Annotated in this window: 20 protein-coding genes, 1 tRNA gene and 1 other RNA gene; 12 read left to right on the top strand and 10 right to left on the bottom strand. The window is 72.3% G+C overall.

Annotated features, from left to right (window positions below; translation table 11 throughout):
- The first annotated feature begins 172 nt into the window (after nt 1–172).
- Genes C229_RS0105860 through C229_RS0105845 form a run of 4 tightly spaced genes read left to right on the top strand, consistent with a single transcriptional unit; the run spans nt 173 to nt 7,612 of the window.
- Nucleotides 173–1,285 (top strand): AAA family ATPase, encoded by a 1,113-nt coding sequence (locus C229_RS0105860; RefSeq protein WP_240487087.1) that lies wholly within the window; start codon nt 173–175, stop codon nt 1,283–1,285.
- Complete coding sequence (locus C229_RS0105855) at nt 1,282–2,037, top strand: RloB family protein (RefSeq protein ID WP_018654147.1); 756 nt, start codon at nt 1,282–1,284, stop codon at nt 2,035–2,037. The genes C229_RS0105860 and C229_RS0105855 overlap by 4 nt, the downstream gene beginning before the upstream one ends.
- A complete protein-coding gene (locus C229_RS0105850; RefSeq protein WP_018654146.1) occupies nt 2,025–4,349 on the top strand; it encodes a class I SAM-dependent DNA methyltransferase in 2,325 nt (774 codons plus the stop codon). The genes C229_RS0105855 and C229_RS0105850 overlap by 13 nt, the downstream gene beginning before the upstream one ends.
- 41 nt (nt 4,350–4,390) lie before the next feature.
- Nucleotides 4,391–7,612 (top strand): type I restriction endonuclease subunit R, encoded by a 3,222-nt coding sequence (locus C229_RS0105845; protein WP_081639742.1) that lies wholly within the window; start codon nt 4,391–4,393, stop codon nt 7,610–7,612.
- A gap of 188 nt (nt 7,613–7,800) precedes the next feature.
- Here the strand turns inward: C229_RS0105845 and C229_RS0105840 are convergent.
- Both C229_RS0105840 and C229_RS0105835 read right to left on the bottom strand, forming a co-directional pair.
- A tRNA-Ser gene (locus C229_RS0105840) sits at nt 7,801–7,885 on the bottom strand.
- 10 nt (nt 7,886–7,895) lie between these two features.
- Nucleotides 7,896–8,240 (bottom strand): DUF952 domain-containing protein, encoded by a 345-nt coding sequence (locus C229_RS0105835; RefSeq protein WP_018654144.1) that lies wholly within the window; start codon nt 8,238–8,240, stop codon nt 7,896–7,898.
- A gap of 60 nt (nt 8,241–8,300) precedes the next feature.
- On the opposite strand from C229_RS0105835, the gene ffs reads away from it, so the two are divergent.
- The 6 genes from ffs (at nt 8,301) to C229_RS0105810 (ending at nt 14,095) form a co-directional block, all read left to right on the top strand.
- Nucleotides 8,301–8,396: signal recognition particle sRNA small type (gene ffs / locus C229_RS33405), an RNA gene on the top strand.
- Nucleotides 8,397–8,445: 49 nt separating this feature from the next.
- Nucleotides 8,446–10,977: a DNA polymerase III subunit gamma and tau gene (locus tag C229_RS0105830; RefSeq protein ID WP_018654143.1), complete on the top strand. Its 2,532-nt coding sequence runs from the start codon at nt 8,446–8,448 to the stop codon at nt 10,975–10,977.
- Between the two features lie 188 nt (nt 10,978–11,165).
- On the top strand, nt 11,166–11,540 hold the full coding sequence (locus C229_RS0105825; RefSeq protein WP_018654142.1) for a YbaB/EbfC family nucleoid-associated protein: 375 nt from the start codon (nt 11,166–11,168) through the stop codon (nt 11,538–11,540).
- Nucleotides 11,541–11,571: 31 nt separating this feature from the next.
- On the top strand, nt 11,572–12,171 hold the full coding sequence (gene recR, locus C229_RS0105820; protein WP_018654141.1) for a recombination mediator RecR: 600 nt from the start codon (nt 11,572–11,574) through the stop codon (nt 12,169–12,171).
- A complete protein-coding gene (locus tag C229_RS0105815) occupies nt 12,164–12,715 on the top strand; it encodes a DUF5063 domain-containing protein (RefSeq protein WP_026313479.1) in 552 nt (183 codons plus the stop codon). The genes recR and C229_RS0105815 overlap by 8 nt, the downstream gene beginning before the upstream one ends.
- A gap of 105 nt (nt 12,716–12,820) precedes the next feature.
- Entirely contained in the window at nt 12,821–14,095 is a 1,275-nt protein-coding gene (locus tag C229_RS0105810; RefSeq protein WP_026313478.1) for an aspartate kinase, read from the top strand.
- Nucleotides 14,096–14,132: 37 nt separating this feature from the next.
- On the opposite strand, the gene C229_RS0105805 is transcribed toward C229_RS0105810, so the two are convergent.
- The 5 genes from C229_RS0105805 to C229_RS0105785 form a co-directional block, all read right to left on the bottom strand.
- Nucleotides 14,133–14,801, bottom strand: a complete 669-nt coding sequence (locus C229_RS0105805; RefSeq protein WP_026313477.1) for a TetR/AcrR family transcriptional regulator — start codon at nt 14,799–14,801, stop codon at nt 14,133–14,135.
- A gap of 37 nt (nt 14,802–14,838) precedes the next feature.
- Nucleotides 14,839–16,608 carry a S9 family peptidase gene (locus C229_RS0105800; RefSeq protein WP_018654137.1) on the bottom strand — a complete coding sequence of 590 codons (1,770 nt, stop codon included), beginning with the start codon at nt 16,606–16,608 and terminating at the stop codon, nt 14,839–14,841.
- A gap of 25 nt (nt 16,609–16,633) precedes the next feature.
- Nucleotides 16,634–17,545 carry a serine hydrolase gene (locus C229_RS29575; protein WP_051108870.1) on the bottom strand — a complete coding sequence of 304 codons (912 nt, stop codon included), beginning with the start codon at nt 17,543–17,545 and terminating at the stop codon, nt 16,634–16,636.
- Between the two features lie 42 nt (nt 17,546–17,587).
- On the bottom strand, nt 17,588–18,454 hold the full coding sequence (locus tag C229_RS0105790) for an SGNH/GDSL hydrolase family protein (protein ID WP_018654135.1): 867 nt from the start codon (nt 18,452–18,454) through the stop codon (nt 17,588–17,590).
- 115 nt (nt 18,455–18,569) lie between these two features.
- Nucleotides 18,570–19,286: a MerR family transcriptional regulator gene (locus tag C229_RS0105785; protein WP_033424112.1), complete on the bottom strand. Its 717-nt coding sequence runs from the start codon at nt 19,284–19,286 to the stop codon at nt 18,570–18,572.
- Nucleotides 19,287–19,350: 64 nt separating this feature from the next.
- Here C229_RS0105785 and C229_RS29570 point away from each other — a divergent pair, with 64 nt between their 5' ends.
- Entirely contained in the window at nt 19,351–20,487 is a 1,137-nt protein-coding gene (locus tag C229_RS29570; RefSeq protein ID WP_018654133.1) for an FAD-dependent oxidoreductase, read from the top strand.
- Here C229_RS29570 and C229_RS0105775 read toward each other — a convergent pair.
- Nucleotides 20,426–21,340: a LysR substrate-binding domain-containing protein gene (locus C229_RS0105775; RefSeq protein WP_018654132.1), complete on the bottom strand. Its 915-nt coding sequence runs from the start codon at nt 21,338–21,340 to the stop codon at nt 20,426–20,428. The genes C229_RS29570 and C229_RS0105775 overlap by 62 nt on opposite strands.
- An 86-nt stretch (nt 21,341–21,426) precedes the next feature.
- Here C229_RS0105775 and C229_RS0105770 point away from each other — a divergent pair, with 86 nt between their 5' ends.
- Nucleotides 21,427–22,473: a pyridoxal-phosphate dependent enzyme gene (locus C229_RS0105770; protein WP_018654131.1), complete on the top strand. Its 1,047-nt coding sequence runs from the start codon at nt 21,427–21,429 to the stop codon at nt 22,471–22,473.
- On the opposite strand, the gene C229_RS0105765 is transcribed toward C229_RS0105770, so the two are convergent.
- Entirely contained in the window at nt 22,463–23,110 is a 648-nt protein-coding gene (locus C229_RS0105765; protein WP_018654130.1) for a ferritin-like domain-containing protein, read from the bottom strand. The two genes, C229_RS0105770 and C229_RS0105765, sit on opposite strands and share 11 nt — an antisense overlap.
- 75 nt (nt 23,111–23,185) lie before the next feature.
- Nucleotides 23,186–23,902 carry an SAM-dependent methyltransferase gene (locus tag C229_RS32270; protein WP_018654129.1) on the bottom strand — a complete coding sequence of 239 codons (717 nt, stop codon included), beginning with the start codon at nt 23,900–23,902 and terminating at the stop codon, nt 23,186–23,188.
- Nucleotides 23,903–23,921: the final 19 nt, after the last annotated feature.

Below are 23,921 nucleotides of genomic sequence, written 5' to 3'. Positions count from 1 at the left end.
TGCACGAATCGTCTTAAGATGGATTCATAACCCGCCTAGAGGAGTATCCATGTTGCTTCGCTTCAGGGGAGTCAACCACAGATCATTCCGTGACGAGTTCGAGGTCTGGTTCGCGGCCTCGAAGTTCAACCAGGGCTCCGAGCGTCCCGCAGGCCTCGCCGGCGATAGCGAGATGGCCTATCTGCCCGCCACGGCGATCTACGGCTCCAACGCCTCCGGCAAGTCCAACGTCCTGCACGCCATGCGCTGGATGCGCCAGGCCGTCCTCAACTCCGTGCACGGCTGGGCGTCCCTCGACGACATCCCCCGCGAGCCCTTCGGCCTAGAGGGCTCCGCCCGCGAAACCGCCTCGCTGTACGAGGTCGACGTGGTGATTGACGGCGACCGTTACGTCTACGGCTTCGAGGTCTCCGACGATCAGGTCGAGTCGGAGTGGCTGCACGCCTACCCCGGCGGGCAGGCCCGCCGCCAGGTCTGGTTCGAGCGCGACGCCGACTCCGACGAGCTGATCACCTTTCCCGGCGAGGGGCTGCGGGGGCCGAAGGAGAGCCTGGTGCCGCAGACCCGGCCGAACGCCTTGTTCCTCACCGTGGCGGCTGCCTTCAACCAGCCGTTCCTCACCCCGATCCACGACTGGTTCAAGCACAACCTGTGGTGGGTGAGCCCCGGACGAGACTTCGACGAGCGCCACACCTTCACGCGGAAGATGTACGACGACCAACGCCACCGTGCACGGATCACCGACCTGTTGAAGGTGGCGGACCTGGGCGTCGCCGGAGCCGAAGTCGACGCGATGAGCGGCGATCTCCGGCTGCTGCACCAAGGACCGAGCGGTCTGGTGCCGCTGGACTACGAGCGCCAGGAGTCGATGGGCACCCGTTCCTGGTTCGCGTTCATCGGCCCGCTCCTGGAAGCCCTCGACAAGGGAGCGGTCCTGCTCGTCGACGAACTCGACATCAGCCTCCACCCTCTGCTGGCCGCCGAGGTCCTGCGGCTGTTCCACGATCCGGACGCCAACCCCCACGACGCCCAGCTCGTCTGCACCGTCCACGATTCCAGCCTGCTCGGCCGCACCCACCTGTTCCAGCCGTTGGAACGCGACCAGGTCCGGATCGCGGCCAAATCCCGCGACGGCGTGTCCGAGATCTACCCGCTGACGGACGCGAGGCCGCGCAAGACCGAGGCGCTCGACCGCAACTACCTGGCCGGCGCCTACGGAGGCATCCCCGCGTTGAACATCGGCGAGGTGGCCGGGACCCTGGCCCCGGCCGGAGCCGCCTCATGAGCCCGAAGAAAGGTGCTCCGCAGGGGCAGACGGCACCCCGCATCCGGCCCGGGAGGAGCCGGCGGGCGAAGGTCCTCTACATCGTCTGTGAGGGCCTCACCGAGTGCACCTACTTCGGGGCGCTGGCGGACGAGTTCCGCGACCGGCACGACTTCAAGCTCCACATCACCCCCACGCCCCCCAAGCCGGGCAAGACCAAGAAGTTCAACGGGTACAAGCCTCGCTCCGCCGTCCAGGAGGCCGCTCGCCAGCGACGCGCGCAACGTGGCGTCACCAGCGCCCAGTTCTGGGCTGTCTTCGACAAGGACGACAACCCGGACGCGGCCCTGCTCGCGGCCTACGACCTGGCGCGGAAGGAGGGCGTCTCCGTGGCCTTCTCGCACGCCTGCTTCGAGCTCTGGCTCCTGCTCCACTTCGCGAGTGGCCCTCCAGGAGGATTCGGTGGAGAGCAGAAGGCCATCACCCGGCGGCTCAAGCAGGTCAAGGGCTGGGAGGGATTCGAGAAGCACGTCACAGCCCAGCTCTTCGGCACCCTGCTGGGGAAAGAGGGGCACGCCACCAAGATCGCCTCTCGGCTGGTGGCCGGATGCCCGAGCGAACGCTGCGGCCCCGCCGAGCACGCCGCTGACTGCAGCAAGCGCCTCATGTGCGACCCCTCTACCGATGTTCACCGGATCCTTCTGGCCCTAGGCGTAATCTCGTTACCGTCCGCATCCACTTCCCCCCGGAGCGACAACCCTTGCAACGCGTAACCTTCGACCGACTAGACCAGGCCCTGCGCGAGTGCGACGGCCTGCTCGGCAAGAAAAGCGTCTCGGAGAAGCGGGCCTGCCTTTCGGCGCTGCTGTTCCTCAAGTACTGCGACGACGCCTACCTGCACAAGCAGCAGGAGATCCTCCGGGAAGAGCTCGAGCGCACCGGTGATGAGGACCGTGCACGAACCGAAGCGGACGATCCCGGCAGCTATGGGGATGTCATCGTCGTCCCGGACCGGGCGCGCTGGGCGGACCTGGCCGAGGCCGACGGGACCGCCGGCAGGCTGAACGCCGCCATGCAAGAGATCGAGACCGCGAACGACGACCTGCGGGGCATCTCCCAGTCGATCCGCTTCAAGCCCGCCGACAACGCTGCGCTTGACCGGATGATGGCGTTGCTGGACCCGCTGCCGCTGCACGACGGCGCCACCGAACACCGGGGCGTCGTCGGAGAGGCCTACGAGGCCATGCTGCTGCGGTTCGCCGAGGGGACCGGGACCAAGGCCGGAGACCACTACACGCCGCGCAGCGTCGTGCGGCTCATGATCCGGCTCATCGGGCCGCGTCCCGGAGACACCGTCTACGACCCGTGCGTGGGCTCCGGCGGCACCCTGATCCACGCCCGCGCGCACGTGGCCGACCACCACCCCGGCCGGCAGGAGCACCTGGCGGTCTACGGGCAGGAGATCGCCTCCGAACAGCTGGCGAGCGCCCGGATCAACTTACTTCTCCACGGGGTCAGGGACTTCGACGTCCAGCAGGGGGACACCCTGGCGACCCCGCGCCACACCACCGGCACGGGCCTGAGGACCTTCAAGAAGATCATCAGCAATCCCGAGTTCTCCGGGAAGGGCGTCCCCAAGGACGACGACCTGTACGGCCGGTTCGTCGCGGGAGAATCCGGTAACAAGCCCGACCTGCTGTTCGTCAAGCACATGCTCGCCTCGCTGGCGCCGGGCGGGACCGCGGTGACGGTCATGCCGCACGGGGTGCTGTTCCGTGGCCGCAAGGAACAGACCATCCGCGCCCGGCTCCTCGAGGAGGACCGGATCGAGGCGGTCATCGGGCTCGCCCCGTCGATCTTCTTCGGCAGCGGCATCCCCGTCTGCCTGCTGGTGCTCCGCAACGGCGGGACGCCGGAGCACCGGGGCCGGGTGCTGTTCGTGAACGCCGACCGCGAGTACACGCCGGGACGGGTCCGCAACCAACTCGGCGAGGAGCACGCCGAGAAGATCGTGAGCGTGTGCGGGACCTGGCGGGAGCTGCCGGGTTTCTCCCGGGTCGTCACGGTCGCCGACCTGCTGGCCGACGAGGCCAACCTCAACATCCGGCGGTGGGTGGACAACACCCCGCCGCCCGAGCCGGACGACGTCAGCGCCCACCTGTACGGGGGAGTCCCGCTGGCCGAGATCGCGGCCGCCCAGGAGGAGCTGGGGCCGTTCGGGATCCGGCTGCTCGACCACTTCGTGCCCTGCGACGAGCGGTACCTGGCGTTCCCGCCGACCGGTCCGGGGGCCGAGCTCGACCGGATCGAGCGGACGGCCGAGAAGTCGCTCGCGGAGGTCCGTGCATCGGCCGGCCGCTGGTGGGACCGGCATGTCGACGTCCTGGCCGGGCTGGAGGGCAGGACGCGGCCGAGCGAGGTGCGCGAGAAGCTGATCGCTTCGTTCACCGACGAGTTCGGAGCCGACCGCGTGCTCGACGAGTTCGCCTGGACCGGCGTGATCGCGGACTGGTGGGCGTCCCACCTGCACACCGTGAACGCCTGGTCCGAGCACGGCCCGCTGGAGCCGGTCCGAAACTGGCACGCGGCGATCGAGGCCGCCGAGGCCGAGAACCGCCGGGACGCCTACGCGCACCCGCTGGCCGTCCGCCTCCTGCCCGACTTCCTGCCGGATCTCGCCCTGCTCGACGCCGAACGATCACGGCTGAACGCGGAGGTCAAGGAGGCCGAGGAGGCTGGCGAACCGGCCACGGCGTTGAAGAAGCAGCGCACAGCCGCCCGCAAGGCGGTCCAAGAGCACGAGGCGACCTTTCGGCCGGGGCTCGCGGGGCGCGTCTCGGGGCTCGATGGCCCGCAGGCCCGGGACCTGGTCGCGGACATCCTCCACGAGGATCTCGCCGCCTGGCTGGACCGGCGGCTCGCCACCGCCCGCGACCACGCCGTCAGCCGGTACCGGACCCTCATCGACAAGTACGAGCGCTCGCTCGAACAGCTCGAGGCCGAACGGTCGCACGCGGCCGAGCGGCTGGCGCGATGTCTCGCCGATCTGGCCTATCCGAGACGGGAAGTGTCGGAAATCTCTTGATTGAGATTCTCCGATGACTAGGGTGCTTGAAGATCGCTCACATGAGGAGGCGTCAGGTGTGGCGGAACGAGATGGTCGCCGACCTCATGCGGCTGGGCTGGCGGGAGCACCGTGCGGGCGCCGACGTCGCCGGGGAGCTCAACGGCGGGCTGCTGGAAGGACGCTTCCGTGCGGCGATCGCGAAGCTCAACGCCGACGCGGACGGGCGATCCTGGCTGAACGACACCGACCTGGACACCGTCTGGGACACGATGTCGCGTCGGCTCCCGGTCCGGCTCGCCGAGGGGAACCAGGCCCTCGCTGAGCTGCTGCGCTCCGGCGTCGACTCCGACGAGATCGAAACGCCGACCGGCCGCCCGGTCCGGCTCGTCGACTGGACCGGCCCGGACACCAATGACCTGCTGGTCGTCACCGACCTGCCCGTGCCGCGCCGACAGGATGGAGGAGCGCCGACCGCGAACGTCGACCTAGCCCTGTTCGTCAACGGGATCCTCTTCGCCGCCGTCATGGCCCGTCCCGCGGAGGAAGGAGGGGTGCCCGCGGCCGTCATGGCGGTGCGGCGCGCCATCGGCACCCAGGGCGTGAGCCCGCCCCGGGAAGTCCCTGAATTCTTCAAGTACGCGACCGTGGTGGCCGTCACCGACGGGGACCGCGCCGAGCTCGGCACCGTCACCTCGCGGGAGGAGGACTTCTCGGCCTGGAAGACGACAGTGCCCTGGACCGATGCCCGGGTGGCGATCAAGCTGGACGCACGGGGACCGCTCAGCCCGCTGGGGACCCTGACCGTCGGCGCCCTCGCCCCCGACAGGCTGCTCGACATCGCCCGGAACTTCACGCTCTTCCGCCCCGACGGCACCCGCATCGTCGCCCGCTACCAGCAGTACCGGGCCGTGCTGGCGATCGTCCTGCGCCTGCTCGAGGGAAGCACCCCTCGCGACCGCGGCGGGCTTCTGTGGCACACCCAGGGGTCGGGCAAAAGTCTCACGATGGCGTTCCTCATCCGCAAGATGAGCACCACGCCGGAGCTGCGCGGCCACCTCGTCGTGATCGTATCCGACCGGATCGAGCTCAAGGACCAGCTGCATCCGGTGCTCAGGCTCAGCGGGCGCGAACCCCGGATCGCCGCGACCTCCGCCGACGCCCGGCGGCTGCTGGCCGAAGTCCGCGCGGGCGTCGTCCAGCTGATGATCCAGCAGGCCCGGCGGGACGACGCCGGGACCGATACGGCCGTCCCGGCGTTCGCGGGCGACGGCTCCGCCGCGGAACTCGGCGTGCTCAACGGCAGCGAACGCATCCTCGTCCTGATCGACGAGGCGCACCGGACGCAGTCGGGCGAGCTCCACGCCCGGCTCAGCAGGTCGCTCCCGAACGCCACCAAGATCGGTTTCACGGGCACCCCCATCATCCCGGTCCGGGAGGGCGACCACGGCACCCGAAAGACCTTCGGCGAGGACATCGACGAGCCGTACACCCTCAAACAGGCACAGGAGGACGGCGCGACGGTGCCGATCCGCTACGAGGGACGGCATATCGGTGGCGAGATCCATGATCCGGAGGCCCTGGACGAGGCGGCTGCCCGGTCGGATGAGGCGGTCGGTGTCGGGCGGCGGGAGGTCCTGGAGAGCGCCGGACTGATCGCCGACAAGGCTCGGGACATGCTTCTGCACTGGGCCACCGGCATCATGCAGCGGGGCTTCAAGGCACAGCTCGTTGCGGTGAGCAGGCGGGCCGCCGTCGAGTACCGGAGTGCGCTGCTGCGAGCACGTGACGAGCTCGTCGCGGCGGTCGAGGAGTACCAGCTCTACCTCCAGGCGCCCTACGGATACGATGCCGGCGACCTGGAACTGGTCCGCCGGCGGCTCGACCTGCTGCGGAACGTCGACTTCGTGTCTGTCATTTCGGGCTCGAACGACCCCGAGCGCCCGGACCCGCCCGAGTGGCGGCGGTGGACCGACCGGAGCGCGCAACGTACCGCGATCACCCGGTTCCTCGCGGACTTCCCGGCTCCGGCCCTCCGGACGAGCACCGGGCCGGAAGAGGACCCGTGGAGCGCGGTGGAGGCCGAACCCGTCGAGACGTCCGTCGCCTTCCTCATCGTCCAGGGCATGCTGCTCACCGGCTTCGACGCGCCGATCGAACAGGTCCTGTACATCGACCGGCCGATCCGCCGGGCAGAGCTACTCCAGGCGATCGCCAGGACGAACAGGCCGCGCAGGGGCAAGCCGTACGGCCTAGTCGTCGACTACGTGGCGCTCGCTGAGAACATGGAGGAGGCGCTCAGCGTCTACGACGACAAGGACCTCTCGCACCTCATCGTCAACTTCTTCGACGAGGAGGTCGGCGGCCTCGACCGGGCGGCCGAGCAGATGGAGCAGACCATCCTCGAGCTCGGCGGCCTGCCGTCGGACACCGAAGGCTGGGACGGCCTCGTGGCCGCCCTGTCCGACCCGGAGACGCGGCAGCGGTTCCGTGCCCGGGCCCGCGAGTTCTTCGGCCGCGTGGAACGGCTCCTGCCCCGTGCGGAGGCACTCCGGCACGAAGAACTCATGGTCACCGTCGAGCTGATCAGGCTGCGGCTGCGGAACGCGGCGATCGTCGCGGGAGCTCCCCTCGAGTCGGAGGAGCCGGTCGGCGCCCTGCTGAGGGAGCTGCTCGACCGGCACGTGCGGGGACGCGAACCCGCCGTGCTCGTCCCCCCGGTCGAGATCACCGACGACCGGTTCAGGGCCGCGGTCGACGCGCTCCGCGGGGACGAGGAACGCGCCGCTCTGCTCAGGGAGGCACTGGAACGGGAGATCGAGCGCACCATCGAGTCCGAGCCCGAGCTCAGCCGGCGGTTGAGCACCCGCCTGCGGTTGCTCCTCCTCGAGTTCGACGGTGCCTGGGACCGCTTGGCCGCCGGGCTCGCCGACCTCATCGACCAGGTCCTCACCGACCAGGCCGAGATCCATGAGCACCAGCTCGATCCTGCGACGGAGGGGCACGTCTACCGGGAGCTGCTACCGGCCTTGAACGAGGTGTTCCCTGAGATCGCTCCAGACCACGTCGCCCAGCTGGCGCGGCACCTCACCGAGGTAATCCGGCGATGCGTCGCCCCGCCGCACTTCGCGGAGAGCCCGCATCTCCAGGGGAAGCTGATCCACACACTGGCCAGGGAGATCGAACTGCACACCGAGATCCTCAACCGGAGCGAGGTCAGGCCCGTCGCAGTCACCCTGACCCTCTGGGCCGCGGGCCACCGCGCGCTCTTTGAGGCGCCCTAGAAGTTCCGCACAGTTCCTCGATGGCGATCCGCAATAAGGTACTCCGGAGATTCCGGACTCCGGTCAACGTCCACGGACACGCATGATCGCGAGCGTGCGCGTTCAACTGAGACGGGAAATGAGACGGAGGATGGCAAAAGCCGGTGTCCGTGTGGACACCGGCTGTTGTTCTGCCTGGTCAGGCGGGGCGGAGGATACGAGATTCGAACTCGTGAGGGGTTGCCCCCAACACGCTTTCCAAGCGTGCGCCCTAGGCCACTAGGCGAATCCTCCGTGGGACAGCTTAGCGGGTGTCGGGGAGTGGGCGGGCCTCGATGACGGCCGAGACGGGGACGGGGCCGTAGATGTGGGGGAAGAGGGCGCCGTCGGCGGGTTCGTGGCGGACTTCGGCGGTCAGGGCGGACTGGTCGATGACCAGCAGGACGAGGTCCTCGCGGGGGACGTCGGCGTAGAAGCGGTCCAGGACGCCGGTGGCCTGGGCCTCGTCGGCCGAGCAGTGGATGAAGCCCTCGTCGGCGAGGGTGCGGCCACGGGTGGACCAGGTGTACGGCGCGCCCGAGGTCTCCGCGGCTTCCCAGTGGCGGCGTTCGGCGATGTGCAGCAGGGGCGGGAGGGCAGAGGTGGTCATGGGGCGGAGACTACGCGGGGAACGGGTGAATCCTGGGCCGGGGATGACATAGACTCTCGGGCAGACCCCTCGCATGGCGTCACCCTGTGAACCTCCCCAGGGCCGGAAGGCAGCAAGGATAAGCAGGCTCTGGCGGGTGTGCGGGGGGTCCCTTGCTTTCCCGAGCTCCGCTGCGCTCTGCTCCCGAGGAGGGCGGTTCACCCCGATGAGTCTGGCCCTGTACCGCAAGTACCGGCCTGCGACGTTCGCTGAGCTCAAGGGGCAGGAACACGTCGCCGAGCCGCTGCAACAGGCGCTGCGCAACGGCCGCATCAACCACGCCTACCTGTTCAGCGGGCCGCGCGGCTGCGGTAAGACGTCCAGCGCGCGCATCCTCGCCCGGTCGCTGAACTGCGAGAAGGGCCCCACGCCCGACCCGTGCGGCACGTGCGACTCCTGCGTCGCGCTGGGCCCGGCGGGCAGCGGCCACATCGACGTCATCGAGATCGACGCCGCGTCGCACGGCGGCGTCGACGACGCCCGCGACCTGCGCGAGCGCGCGTTCTTCGCGCCGGTGTCGGCGCGCTTCAAGGTGTACATCATCGACGAGGCGCACATGGTGACCCGGGAGGGCTTCAACGCGCTGCTGAAGCTCGTCGAGGAACCGCCGCCGCACCTGAAGTTCGTCTTCGCGACGACCGAGCCCGAAAAGGTCATCGGGACGATCCGGTCGCGCACCCACCACTACCCGTTCCGGCTGATCCCGCCCGGCGTGTTGCAGCAGCTCGTCGAGGAGATCCTGGGGTCGGAGGACGTCCCCTACGAGGACGCGGCGCTGCCGCTCGCCGTCCGGGCGGGGGCGGGGTCGGCGCGCGACACGCTGTCGATCCTCGACCAGCTCCTCGCCGGCTCCGACGAGAACGGCATCACGTACGCGCGGGCCGTGTCGCTGCTCGGCTACACCGACTCGGCGCTGCTCGACGAGGTCGTGGGCGCGTTCGCCCGGCGGGACGGCGCCGCCGTGTTCGCCGCGATCGACCGCGTCATCGAGAGCGGCCAGGACCCGCGCCGCTTCGCGATGGACCTGCTGGAACGCCTCCGTGACCTGGTGATCCTGGCGAACGTTCCGGAGGCGGGCGGGTCGGGGCTGCTCAACGTGCCGCCGGACGAGCTGGAGCGGATGCGGCGGCAGGCCGCGTCGATGGGCCCCGGCGACCTCGGCCGCGCCGCCGACCTGCTGCACTCGGGCCTGACCGAGATGCGGGGGGCGACGTCGCCGCGGCTGCTGCTGGAGCTGGTCAGCGCGCGGATTCTGCTACCGGCGGCGTACGAGGACGAGGCGTCGCTGTACGCCCGGCTCGACCGGCTGGAGCGGCAGGTCGCGCAGGGGGGCGGCGGCGGATTCGGCGGCGGCGGAGCCGCGCCCTTCGGCGGTGGTGGGTTCGGCGGCGCTTTCACCGGCGCGGGACATCCCCCGCCCGCCCAGGGGGGCGACCCCAATCTCAGCGTCCCGCGAATGACGGCCTCCCGGGGAACCGAGCACGGTTCTGTGGATAACTCGTCGTCCGGCGCCACGCGAGCGTCGTCCACAGGAGGCCCCTCCGGGAACGCCTCCGCGAACTCCTCCCTGGGGACGAACCCCAGCACCGCCCCGTCCCCGGATGGCACCGCCTCGTCCCCGGGCGGCATCGTCTCGCCCTCAGTCGACTCCACTTCGACCCCGGCCGGTGCCACTCCCACCTCGGCCGGTGCCACTTCGGCTCCGGGCAGCGCCACCCCGGCCCCAAGCGGCACCACTCCGGCTCCGGGCGCCGCCCCGACCACGGCCGGTGCCACCCCGGCCCCAGGCGGCACCACTCCGGTCGGCGCCACCCCGGCCACGCCGAACATCGACCCGGCATCGCGTTCGAGCGAGACCGCGACCCCACCGAACGCCTCCTCGCACCCTGCCGAGCATCGCGAACCACGCTCGGACCCCGGAACGGTCACCGCCCCGCCCCCTTCCGACGGGACCGCGCGAAACCCGGCCACCTCCGCGACGCCCCCCGCCCGCGACACCCCGGCCCCGGGAACGACCGACGACGCCTGGCCCGAGACCGTCCGCCCGGGCTCCACCCCACCCCGCCAGCAGCAACCGGCCCCGCAGCACCAGCCCGCGGAAGCGCCGCAGCAGGGCGGCGGCATGGACGTCACCGCCGTCCAGCGCCTCTGGCCCGACATCGTCGAGGCCGTCAAGCACCGCAGCCGCGTCGCCTGGATGATGATCATGTCCGGCGTCCACCCGGTCTCCCTCGACCGCAACCTGCTCACCCTCGCCTTCGACGCCGAGGGCAAGCGGACGAACTTCACCGACGGCGGCCGCGACGCCGTCCTGCGCGAGGTCCTGCGCGAGAACATGGGCGTCGACTGGCGCATCGACACGGTCCTCGGCACCGGCGCCCCGCCGCCCCGCCCGGCGCAGCCGCAGCAGGCCCCGCCGCCCCCGCCCCGCCCGACGGCCCCGCCGCCGCCCCAACCCCAGCCGGTTCCGCCGCCGTCGCGCGAGCCGGAACCGCCGCAGACCCGCCGCGAGCCCGACCCGCCGCCGCCTCCGCCTCCGCCTCCGGACGATCCGCCGCCCCCGCCGGAGCCGCCGCCCGTCGACGACGAGGTCGACTTCGACGGCGACGCCGACGCCGACGGCTCCGAGAACGAGGCGGGCGGCATGGAGCTGATCCGCCGCGAACTCGGCGGCCAGGTCATCCGCGAACTGGACTGACGGCCCCGTCCCCAGTACCCCTCGCGGGCTGAGAGGCTGGGACGGCGACCCTTCCGCCGGGCCGCCGCCGCGTGCGTACCGGATCGCGGTGGAAACCCGTAGTCTCGGGAAGGCAGCGGTCCGACGGCCGGCGGTCGCCGAGGAGGAAGTCCCGCGAGCGCGGGGCCGTGACGAAACGGAGTGCAACCGTGGAACCCGGTGGTCAGTTCAACATGCAGGACCTGCTCCAGCAGGCGCAGCGCATGCAGGAGCAGCTCGTGGTCGCGCAGCAGGAACTGGCGGCGGCGGAGGTGACGGGCACCGCGGGGGGCGGTCTGGTCACGGCCACGGTCAACGGCCAGGGGGAGACGACGGGCCTCACCATCGACCCGAAGGCGATCGACGCCGACGACCCGGCCGACACGGCCGAGACCGTCGCCGATCTCGTCCTGGCGGCCATCCGGGACGCGCGGCGCGCGGCCGAGGAGCTGGCGGCGGAGAAGATGGGCCCGCTGGCGGCCGGCCTCGGCGGCGAGGGCGGAATGCCGGGCATCCCGGGACTGCCGGGCATGCCGGGCGTCTGAGCCCGATCACCGACACGAAAGGACGGCACCGTTGTACGAAGGGGTCGTACAGAACCTGATCGACGAACTGGGCAGGCTGCCCGGCGTCGGCCCCAAGAGCGCGCAGCGGATCGCCTTCCACCTCCTCGCGGCCGACCCCGGCGACGTCGAACGGCTCGGCAAGGCGCTGAAAGAGGTCAAGGACAAGGTCCGCTTCTGCGGGACGTGCGGCAACGTCGCCGAGGAGGACGAGTGCCGCATCTGCCGCGACCCGCGCCGCGACCCGCACGTCATCTGCGTCGTGGAGGAGTCCAAGGACGTCGTCGCGATCGAGAAGACGCGCGAGTTCCGGGGCCGCTACCACGTGCTCGGCGGCGCGATCAGCCCGATCGAGGGCGTCGGCCCCGACGACCTGCGCATCCGTGAGCTGATGCAGCGGCTCGCGGACGGGACGGTCACCGAGCTGATCCTCGCGACCGACCCCAACCTGGAGGGCGAGGCCACCGCGACCTACCTCGCCCGTCTGGTGAAACCCATGGGCCTGACCGTGACGCGCCTGGCCAGCGGCCTTCCGGTCGGGGGAGACCTGGAGTACGCCGACGAGGTGACGCTCGGCCGCGCTTTCGAAGGACGGAGACTGCTCGATGTCTGACCCCAATACCCCGCAGGACTGGAACGCCCTGGCGGAACGCGTCGCGCGTCATGTGGAGAACTACCTGAACGGCCTGGAGGCCGTGGCCCGGGGGGAGAGCGGCCGGCAGACGGTGCCGCTGCTCTTGCTCCAGGTGTCGCAGGTGATCGTGGCGGGCGCGCAGCTCGGCGCCAGCCCGGACGTGATCCTGCCCGACAACTGGGAGCCGGAGGTCGGCGACGACCCCGACCTGGACGCCGTCCGGCAGGGCCTGTCGGAGCGGCTGGTCGCGCTGGACGACTACGTCGAGGTCTTCGACCCCTACAAGGACACCGAGCCCACGGCGTACCGGCTGTCCGACGACCTGGTGGACGTCGCCAGCGACCTCGTGCACGGTCTGCGGCACTACCAGCAGGACCGTCCGCTGGAGGCGCTGTGGTGGTGGCAGTACTCCTACTTCAACCACTGGGGCAACCACGCGGGCGCGGCGCAGCGGGCGCTGTACTCGGTGATCGCCGGGTCGCGGCTGGACGTCGTCACCGAGCCGGTCGTCGCGACGGGCTGACGCGCGCGCTCCCGCCAGGGGAGTTACCTGCCCGTAACCGCGGGCGGGGCCTTGAGTAGACTCTTCGCCGGTACAGCCTGACCCCGATCCGAGGAGCGCCCACTCGTGGCCCTAATCGTGCAGAAGTACGGTGGCTCCTCCGTCGCCGACGCCGAGTGCGTCAAGCGGGTCGCCCAGCGCATCGTCACGACGAAGAAGGCGGGCAACGACGTCGTCGTCGTGGTGTCCGCGATGGGCGACACGACGGATGACCTCATCGACAAGGCCGAGCAGGTGAGCCCGCTGCCGCCCGCGCGCGAGCTCGACATGCTGCTCACGGCGGGCGAGCGCATCTCGATGGCGCTGCTGGCCATGGCCATCGCCAACCTGGGCCACGAGGCCCGTTCGTTCACCGGCTCGCAGGCCGGGGTGATCACCGACGGCTCGCACGGCAAAGCGAAGATCATCGATGTGACGCCGGGACGCATCCGCACCGCGCTCGACGAGGGCTCGATCTGCATCGTCGCGGGATTCCAGGGCGTTTCGCAGGGCACGAAGGACATCACGACGCTGGGCCGCGGCGGCTCGGACACGACGGCGGTCGCGCTGGCGGCGGCGCTGAACGCCGACTGCTGCGAGATCTACACCGACGTCGACGGCGTGTTCACCGCCGACCCGCGGATCGTCCCGGCGGCGCGCCGCATCCCGCGCATCTCGTACGAGGAGATGCTGGAGATGGCGGCGAGCGGCGCCAAGATCCTGCACCTGCGGTGCGTCGAGTACGCGCGGCGCTACAACATGCCGATCCACGTACGATCGTCGTTCTCCCAGAAGACGGGCACGTGGGTCGTCGGCAGCAGTGACATCGAAGGGCACGAGATGGAGCAGGCGATTATCTCCGGCGTCGCGCACGACCGGAGCGAAGCCAAGATCACCGTGGTCGGGGTGCCCGACAAGGTCGGCGAGGCCGCCACGATCTTCACCGTCCTGTCGGACGCGGAGATCAACATCGACATGATCGTGCAGAACGTGTCGGCGGCGTCCACGGGACGCACCGACATCTCGTTCACGCTCCCGGTGAGCGACGGCCAGGCGGCGCTGACGGCGCTGAACAAGCTGAAGGAGCGCATCGGCTTCGAGGCGCTGCGCTACGACGACCGGGTCGGCAAGGTGTCGCTGATCGGCGCGGGCATGCGCTCGCACCCGGGCGTCACGGCGACGTTCTTCGCGGCCATCGCCGACGCGGGCGTCAACATCGAGATGATCTCCACGTCGGAGATCCGCATCTCCGTCGTCGTCGGCCAGGACGACGTCGACACCGCGGTCGCCGCGGCGCACCGCGCCTTCGACCTGGACGCCGACCAGGTCGAGGCCGTCGTCTACGGCGGCACCGGCCGCTGACGCCCGTCACTGAGGCCGTCCGCGTACGCGGACGGCCTCAGTCGCGGACCTCGCGGATGATGGTGACGAGTTCGCGGGTGACGGACTTGAAGCCGGGCAGGCGCGACATCGACACCATCTTGGTGACGAGCGGGACGGTCCGCTCGACGAGCAGGTACGTCTTGCGGCAGCCGGGTGAGGAGTCGTGCACCCAGTACAGGACGATGCCCATCGAGTACAGCCACAGCAGCTCGGGCAGTTCGGCCCGGAACTCGGCGTCGATCTTGAGGGTGGAGCCGTCGACGACGTCGCGGTAGATGGCGACGGCGGCGTCGCGGGCGGGCCCGGCCTCGGCGCTGAACGGGTTGAGGGGGCTGGTCGGCTCGGCGGCGAACTTGAAGAACTTCCCGGCGAACGCGTGGTAGGGGACCATCGTGTCGACCCGGGCCTTCAGGACGCCGAGCAGCCGCGGCGCGAAGTCGCGTTCGGCGGCGAGCACCGCCCGGCACGCCTTGACGTGCTCGACCTGGAGCTCGTCGTAGTACGCCTGGATCAGCTCTTCCTTGGACGCGAAGTAGTAGTAGGCGTTCCCGACCGAGACCCCCGCCTCCTTGGCGATGGCCCGCATCGTCGTCGCCTCGTACCCGCGCTCGCGGAACAGCCGCAGCGCCGTCTGGACGATGAGCGCGCGCGTCTGCTCGGACTTCACCACCCTGGACTCGGTCACACCGTCCAGCCTACGGTCCGCCCCCGACGCCGCCGCGCTAGGCGAGCCCGAGGTGTTTGCGGGCGAACGTCATCTCGGCCTCCATCTGCTTGATGCGCTCCTCCACGACGAGGGAGCCGTGCCCGGCGTCGTAGCGGTAGACGTCGTGGGGGAGGCCGAGGTCGGTGAGGCGGGCGAGGTAGTTGTCGATCTGCCGGATGGGGCAGCGCGGGTCGTTCTCCCCGGCGAGGACGAGGACGGGCGCCGCGACCCGCTCGACGTAGGTGATCGGGGACGATTCCCGGTACCGGTCGGGGACGTCGGCGGGGGAGCCGCCGAACAGCGACCGGTCGAACGCCTGCAACGCCTCCATCTCGTCCTCGTAGGCGGCGACGTAGTCCGCGACGGGCACGGCCGCGACCGCGACGGACCAGTCGTCGGGGTAGACGCCGATGCCGAGCAGCGTGAGGAACCCGCCCCAGGACCCGCCGGTGAGGACGAGCCGCGCCGGGTCGGCCAGGCCGGATTCGACGGCCCAGTCGCGGACGGCCTTGACGTCCTCGATCTCGGTGAGCCCGACCCGTCCCTCGATGGCGTCGCGCCACTGCGACCCGTACCCGGTGGACCCCCGGTAGTTGACGCGGACGACGGCGAACCCGTGGTCGACCCAGGCGGCGACGCCGGCGACGAACGAGTCGTCGTCCTGCGCGGTGGGCCCGCCGTGCACGTCGAACACGGTCGGGTAGGGGGCGGTGCCGCCCTCGGGACGGCTGACGAGCGCGTGGATGCGCCCGCCGGGCCCCTCGACCCACACGTCCTCGACGGGCACCGACGACGGCGCGGGCTCGCCGGGCGGGACGAGCACGACGGCGCCGGACGTGGACCGGATCACCGGCGGCTCGGCGGCCGACGACCAGGAGAACTCGACGTCCCCGTCCGGCCGGGCGACGGCGCCGCCGATGACGCCGCGCGGCGTGTCGATGCGGGTCAGCGACCGGTCGGCGATCGTGTACCGGTACAGCTCGTCGCGGCCCTCGTGCGAGTGGGAGACGAGCAGCGCGGACGCGTCCGCGAACCAGCCCGCGCCGATCTCGCCGGGCAGGTCGAGGACGATCTCGTCCTCCTCACCGGTGACGGGATTCCAGATGAGGACCTCCTCCCGCCCGCGCCGTTCGTGCCCGACGAGCAGCCGCGGGTCGCCAGCGACGGGCGCGAAACCGGCGCCGTAGACGCCCTTGCCGGGCCCGTCCCACAGGTCCGCGACGGTGGTGCCGTCGGGCGCGACGACGCGCAGCGCCATGTGGCGGCTGTCGCCGTGCTCGCTGTGCCCGAGCGCGACGAGCGCCGCGTCGCGGGAGAGCCCGGCGACGTGGGCGTCCTCGGCGTGCGCGTACAGGACGCGGGACGGCGCGCCCGGCTCGTACCAGTGGACGCTGCTGCCGTCCTCGCCGGTGCGGCCGACGACGGCGAGCCCGCCCGCGCCCAGCTCCAGCCCGGACGGGTACGACGGCGCGAGGCCGGGCACGCCCGGCTCGGCGGGCGCGCCCCCGGCGAACGGTTCGCGGTTCCAGACGCCGAACTCGTCGCCGTCGGTGTCGGCGAACCACCACACGTGCTCGCCCTCGGGGTCGAGGGTGGCCATCCAGGTGCCGTTGGGGCGGTCGGTGACCTGGCGCCGGGCGTCGGTCTCCCGGTCCCAGGTGTAGATCTCCCAGGTGCCCGTGACGTTGGACCGGTACAGGCTGCGGTGCGGTGCGTCCTCGGCCCAGCCGGGCAGGCTCACCCGGGCGGCTCGGAACCGGGCCTTCCAGCGCGTGTCGTCGACCATGCCCCCAGTATGGCCGGGGCGGGCGTCACACGTGCGGCGGTACCGACCCGTCGGACTGCTCCCACGGGATGATCGGCGGGACGGTCTCGGTCGTGGCGTACCGGGCGTCCGGGTTGAGGGAGCGGTGCACGGCGCGGGAGACCCGTTCGATCGTCGCGACGCCGTAGGCCATGGTGGGCGTGTCGCGGGTGAGGACGACGATGCCGTAGTCCTGCCGGGGTCCGGTGAACGCGCCGACGCTGTGGACGCGCCAGTACCTGCCGTACCGGGGGAGCCAGCCGTCCTTGACGTGCCAGGTGGTGCCGGGCGGCTTCCCGGCGGGGGTGCCCCACCGCTGCTCCGGGACGACCTGGTTCATGAGCTTCAGCGCGTACGTGCGGTACTTGGGCTGAAGGACCGCGTTGTCGGCCGTGAGGAGCTTGAGCAGTTTGAGCTGGTCGGCGGCGGTGATCTGGGTGAGACCCCAGTAGCGGCCCTCGCCGAGGACGGTCCGCGTCATGCCCGCCCGCTTGAGGAAGCTCGCCATGCGGGTGCGGCCGACCGACCTCCAGAGCGCGGACGCGGCGTCGTTGTCCGACCTGGTGATCATCGCGCGGGCCAGCCTGGCCTCGTTGACGGTGACGTTCCGCTCCGCGTCCTGCGCGCGGCGCAGCACCGCCCCGAGGATGGTCACCTTGACGACGCTGGCCGCGTCGTACCGGCGGGTGCCGGACACCGCGCAGGTCAGCCCCCGTTCGCGGTCGTAGACGGCGACCGACTCGACCCCGGCGCGGCCCGCGAGCGCCGCCGTGATCCGCTTCCCCAGCGCCGCCGCGACCTTCGGGTGCTGCGCCGAGACGCACGGCCCGGCCGCCGCCTCGGCGGGAACGACGGCCCCCGCGAGCACGGCCCCCGCGACCGCACCGACGCTGACGGCCCGGAGGCTTCGACACTGCATCCGCGTCACAGTAGCCCGCCGCCTCCCGGCCCGGGGCGTTTTCTACGGCGTGGCGCGCAGCGCGGCGAGCGTCAGGTCGGCCATCGCCCGCGACCCGTTCTGGTTCGGGTGCGCCGGGGCCGCCCACTGCGTCGGCGTCCCCTCGATCCAGCGCTTCCTCGGGTCGGGCTGGCAGGTGTCGTGGCCGGGCTCGGCGGTGTCCACGAGCGTGACGCCGGTCGCGGCGGCCTGCTCGGCGAGCATGGTGTTGAGCCACGTCTGGACGTCGCGCAGGTACGGGACGTCGCCCTTGGCGATCGGCACCCACGGGAAGCAGCCGGTGCCCGTCGCGGGCAGGATCAGCGGATAGTTCAGCAGGTAGACGCGCGCGTTCGGGGCCTTCTCCCGGATGGTGCGCAGCGCGGCGCCGACGTCGGGCGCGGCCTTGTCGATGCTCGCGCGGAACTGGTCGGTGCCGCCGGCGGTGAGCTGGTCCTTGCAGGGGGAGCCGTCGGGGGCGCCGTAGCTCAGCGTGAAGCACTTGACGCCCTTGCTGAACCCGATGTCGTTGCCGCCGATCGTGAGCGTGACGAGCGTCGTCCGGTCCGAGAGGGCCGCCGCCTGCGGGGCGTTGGGCGCGCCGACCGAGAACGACTGCGGCTCGGTCATGTGGCGGGACTTGGCGCCGCTGCAACTGACGTCGGTGAACGACGCGGCCTTCAGCTTCTTGGCCAGCAGCGACGGATAGTTCAGGTCGCCCCGGATGCAGCCGAGCGGCGACCCCGGCTGGAGCGCGGACGTCAGCGGCGCCGCCGTGTAGGAGTCACCGAGCGCGACGTAGTGGACGGGCGGCTCGGCGGCGCGGGCGGGCCCGGCGACGGCGAGGGACGCGACGACGGCGGACAGCGCGAGGAACGCGGCTCGGCGCACGGGGACTCCCAGGGGGGCGGGGCGGGTCGCCGCATCCCATCACGGAGTGACGCAGACCACTATCAAGCCGACGACGAGCTGTCCGCCGGTGTTTTGTCGGCCCGCGCCTAGACGCCTACTCCTGCGGTGTGGCCAGCCGGGCCAGCACCTCGTCGATCGCCGCGCGGACCTGGCGGTCCATCGCGCGGGCGAAGCCCGCCTCGACCGACACCTGCGCGCCGGGGCGCAGCCGGGAGATCGTGTCGTCCAGGGAGTCGAGGTCGATGCGCTCACCGACGACGTGCCGGGTGATCAGCCCGACGAACCGGGCGGCCAGCTCGTCCATGCCGCGCTGGAGTTCGCGGCTGACGGCCAGGACGTCCTCCAGCGGCACCCCGGCGCGCACCAGCGCGACCGTGGCGTCGAGCTGGCGGCGGCTCCAGTGCGTGACGCGGTCGCCGTCGATCTCGATGTGGCCCATGGCGACGGCGTCCGCGACGGTCTCGGTGCGGATCTCGCCGGGGAACAGCGCGGCCAGCTCCGTCAGCGACATCGTCACCGGCGTCTCGGTCGACCACGGCGCCGTCACGGCCTTCTCGACGCCGAGGACGGTGCCGATGTCGCGGCCCTGCTCCCACGCGCCGAGCAGTTCGCGGATGCCCTCCAGGGTGTGCCCGCGGTCGAGCAGGCTGCCGATCATGCGCAGGCGGGCGAGGTGGTCCTCGGAGTAGAGGCCGATGCGGCCGACGCGGCGCGGCGGCGGGAGCAGCTTGCGCTCCTGGTAGTAGCGCAGGGTCCGGACGGGGACGCCCGCGGCCTCGGCCAGCTCTCCGATCCGGTACTCGTCGCTCACGAGGGCCAGCATAGTTCGGGGGGCGTCGGGGGACGTTGATCTCCGATGGGCGACACTGGCCGGTATGGCGGTCATCGTGGTCGGTGCCGGAGTCGGCGGGTTGACGGCGGCGCTGCTGCTGGCCCGCTGCGGGCGGCGCGTGACGGTGCTGGAGCGCGCGCCCGATCCGGGCCGCGCGGGCGCGGCGCTGGCGCTGTTCCCGAACGGGCTCTCGGTGCTGTACGGCCTGGGGTTGCGGGACGCACTGCGCGAGCAGGCGTATGCGACGCGTTCCGGGGCGATCCGCCTCGGCTCGCACGTGGTCCGCGCCGACCTCCCCGACTTCGGCGGCGGACTCGACCACGCGCTCGTCCTGACCCGCGCCCGGCTGGCCGACGTTCTGCTCGCCGCCGTCCGCGCCGAACCCCGCGTCACGCTGCGGCTGGGCGCCCGCGCCGAGCGGGCGTGGCCGGACGGCCGGGTCCGGGTGGACGGCGTCGACCTGCGCGCCGACCTGGTCATCGGCGCCGACGGCGTCGGCTCGGTCGTGCGCGGCGGCGGACGGTTCGGCGTCCGCCGCACCCCGACCTCGACGCTGACGCTGCGGGCGCTCGTCCCCGGCGAGCCGTTCCGCGCCGACGCCGCCGAGCACTGGGGCGCGGCCGGGCTCGCGATCGGCGTCCCCGTCGGCGGCGGCCGCTCGTACCTGGCGCTGTCGGCGGCGCGCGGCCCGCTGCGCGCGGCGATGGAGCACGGCGACCTGGACGGGGTGCGGCGGCACGCGTCCGCCCTGCTGCCCGGCGCGGACACGGCGTTCGCGGCGATCCCGTCGTTCGACGCGTTCTACCGCGCACCCGTCGAACGGGTGCGCTGCCGCCGGTGGGCGGACGGCCGTCTCGTCCTGCTCGGTGACGCCGCGCACGCGATGGCGCCGCACCTCGGCCAGGGCGCCAACGGCGCGATCCTGGACGCGTTCGCGCTCACCGTCGCGCCCTCCCTCACCGCCTACGAGCGCCGCCGCCGCGCCACGACGACCCGGCTCGCGCTGCTCGCGGACGCCTACCGCCGCACCGCCGAGACGCTCACCGCGCCCGGCGTCCGGCACGTCCGCGACCGTGCCGTCCGCGCGGGCCACGGCGCGACCGGCGCCTACCTCCGCCTCATCCAGCAGGACGATCCGGCCCGGGTCCAGGCGGCCGTCCGGTCCCTGCCGCGCGGCTGACCGCGGCGTGGAAGGCGCGCACGGCGGGATGCGCGCCGCCGCCGCGCCGGTGCGCCGTGGACAGGACGCGTTCGCGCCGGACGTCGGTCAGCGGCACCGGCGGCGGGCCCGTCCACAGCAGGTCGGGCAGCAGCGCCGTCGCGTGGCCCTCCTCGACGAGCCGCAGGTGCAGCAGCAGATCCGGCGACTCAAAACGGACGTCCGGCTCGAACCCGGCCTCCCGGCACAGCGCCGTCGCCCAGGCGCGGGCGGCCGACCCGCGCGGCTCCATCACCCACGGGCGGTCCGCCGTCGCCGCCAGCGTCGCGGACGGGTCGGCGCCCGGCGGGTGCGCGAGGCGGATCGCGTCCCGGCACAGCTCGGCGTACTCGACGCCGCCGGGCCGGGGCGGCGGCGTCCCCGGATACTCCTCGGTGACGGCGACGTCCACGTCCCGGGCGAGCAGCGCGGGCAGCGCCGCCTCCGGCTCGGCCTGCACGACCTCCACGCGCAGCCCCGGATGCGCGGCGCGCAGCAGCGACAGCGCGTTCGGGACGAGCGCGAGCGCCGCCGTCTGGAACGCGGCGACGCGCAGGGTGCCGCGCAGATCGTCCAGCGACGCCGCCAGGTCGGCCTCGGCCCGCTCCAGCCGCGCCAGGATCGCCTCGGTGTGCGCGACGAGGATCTCCGCCTGCGGTGTCAGCCGCACCCGCCGCCCGACCGGCTCCAGCAGCGGCACCCCCGCCTCCCGCTCCAGCACCGAGAGCTGCTGCGAGATCGTGGACGGGCTGAAGGACAGCGCCTCGGCGACGGCGGCGAGCGTGCCGCGATGCTTCAGTTCGCGCAGCAAGTGCAGTTTGCGCACATCCAGCATCCCCGCCTCCCATCGAATTCATCAATGATTATCATCGGAAAAGATTCGCTGGACCGATGATGCGCACCTGTAGCAGCCTGAAACCCATGACGACGCTGACCACCGTGACCTGGTACGCGAACCCGTCCGCGCGGACGTGGTCCTGCCCCCGGCCGGCCGACGCGTCGGCCTTCCACGCGGGCCTGCCCGGCTACGCGCCCACGCCCCTCACCGAACTGCCCGCGCTCGCCGCCGAACTCGGCGCCGCCCGCGTCTTCGTCAAGGACGAGTCCACCCGGCTCGGCCTGCCCGCCTTCAAGATGCTCGGCGCCTCCTGGGGCGTGCACCGCGCGCTGCGCGACGAGACCACCCTCGTCGCCGCCACCGACGGCAACCACGGCCGCGCCGTCGCCGTCATGGCCCGGCTGCGCGGCCTGCACGCCCGCATCTTCGTGCCGGACGACGTCCACCCCGCGTCGATCGCCGCGATCCGCGCCGAGGGCGCCGACGTCGTCACCGTCACCGGCACCTACGACGCCGCCGTCGAGCGGGCCGCCGCCGACGCCGCCGCGCCGGGCGCGCTGCTCGTCCAGGACACCGCCTGGCCCGGCTACGAGGACATCCCGCGCCGCATCGTCGAGGGCTACGGCACCCTGTTCACCGAACTCGACGCCCAGCTCGCCGCCCTCGGCGCCGAACCCGCCGGGCTCGTCGCCGTCCCCGTCGGCGTCGGGTCGCTCGCGCAGGCGGCCGTCGAGCACTACCGCAGCGGGCCGACCGCGCCCTCACTGCTGGCCGTCGAGCCCGAGTCGGCGGCGTGCGCGCTCGCGAGCCTGACCGCCGGGCGCCGCGTCGCGCTGGCCCCCGGACGCACGATCATGCACGGCCTCAACTGCGCGACGCTGTCCACGCTGGCCTGGCCCGTCCTGCGCGCCGGGCTGGACGCCGCCGTCTCCGTCACCGACGACGCCACCGTCCGCGCCGCCCGCGACCTCGCCGCGCTCGGCGTCCCCGCCGGGCCGTGCGGCGCCGCCTCGCTCGCGGGCGTCCGCGCCGCGCTGACCGACGAGCGCCGCCCCGCGCTGGCACCGCACCCGACCGTCGTCCTGCTCAGCACCGAGAGCGTCGAGGCCAACCCGTCGATCACCGCATGAGCGCGGCGGCGCGGCGGCCCTCGGCCAGGACCGCCCGGACGAACGCCGCCCGCCCCACGCCGCAGGCGCGCAGCGCGCCGCCGTGGTCGACCGCCACGACCACCGCCGCCCCCGCCAGCAGCCCCTGCCACAGCCCGCGCACCGGCGCGGGGACCGGCCGCAGCCGGGCGCAGTGGAACGGCACGTGCCGCTCCTCGTCGGCCAGGATCACGCCCGCGACCTCCGCCGTCAGCGCGTCCGCGCAGCCGTCCCGCAGCGCCCGGTAGTAGCGCAGCGCCACGACCTCCGCGACCATCAGCACCAGCAGTTCCAGGCGCAGCCCGAGCAGGCGGCGCAGCCGGACGAACACCGCGTCCGTCCAGTGCCCCGCGCGCAGCGGCGCCCCGGCCGCGCCGAGCACCCGCGCCAGCAGCCGCGCGTGCTCCCGCTCCTCGGCGACGAACGCCCGCACGGCCGTCGCGTACCCGGCATCGCCCGCCGCGTCGGCCTTGCCGATGAGGTGCCGCCCGTCCCCGTCCTCCCCGACCTGGAACTTCCGCACGCTCCGCACCACCGCGCCCGGCAGCCGGGCACCCCGCCCCCAGTCCGGCTCGACCGGCCGCTCCACCGCGAACCACTGCTCCCACGCGTTCCCCATGACCTAGGGCTTGCGGCCGACACCGCCGAACTCGTCGATCGCGGCGGGCTCGCCGATGTCGCTGCGGTCCGGACGCTACAGCGGGCACGACACGACGCCCGGCTCGACCAGCTCCAGCCCGTCGAAGAACCGGGCGAGCCGATCCGGGTGCCGCAGCACGTACGGCGGCTCGGCGGACGCGTTCCAGATGCTGATCGCCTCGTTGGCCTGCGGCCCCATGACGACGTTCGTCGCGTCGTACAGCGTGAGGAAGCTGCCCGGCGGCAGCGCGTCCATCAACTCCCGGACCAGCCCCTGCGCCTCACCGTCGTCGGTGATGTGCCCCAAGATGCCCATCAGCATGAGCCCGACCGGCTCCCGCAGGTCGAGCGTCTCGGCGGCGCCCGCGATGACGTCCGCCGGGCTGCGCAGGTCGGCGTGCAGGTAGGCCGTCGCCCCCTGCGGCGCGCTGGTCAGCAGCGCCCGCGCGTGCAGCAGCACCAGCGGATCGTTGTCCACGTAGACGATCTTCGACTCGGGCGCGACGCTCTGCGCCACCTCGTGCGTGTTGTTGACGGTCGGCAGCCCGGTCCCCACGTCGAGGAACTGCCGCACCCCCCGCTCGGCCGCCAGGTACCGCACGGCCCGCACCAGGAACTGCCGGGTGGCCCGCACCATGACCGCCATGTCGGGGATGACCTTCAGGATCTCCTCGCCGACCTGCCGGTCGACCTCGGAGTTGTCCTTCCCGCCCAGCCAGTAGTTCCAGATGCGCGCCGTCTGCGGAACGGAATAGTCGATCTCTGGCTGCATGACGAAGATCCCCTCGCTC

Origin of the sequence: Actinomadura flavalba DSM 45200 (assembly GCF_000374305.1) — a bacterium.
Lineage (GTDB): Bacteria > Actinomycetota > Actinomycetes > Streptosporangiales > Streptosporangiaceae > Spirillospora > Spirillospora flavalba.
The sequence above is the reverse complement of the archived record's forward strand: the minus strand, read 5'-3'. Positions and strand labels throughout refer to the sequence as shown.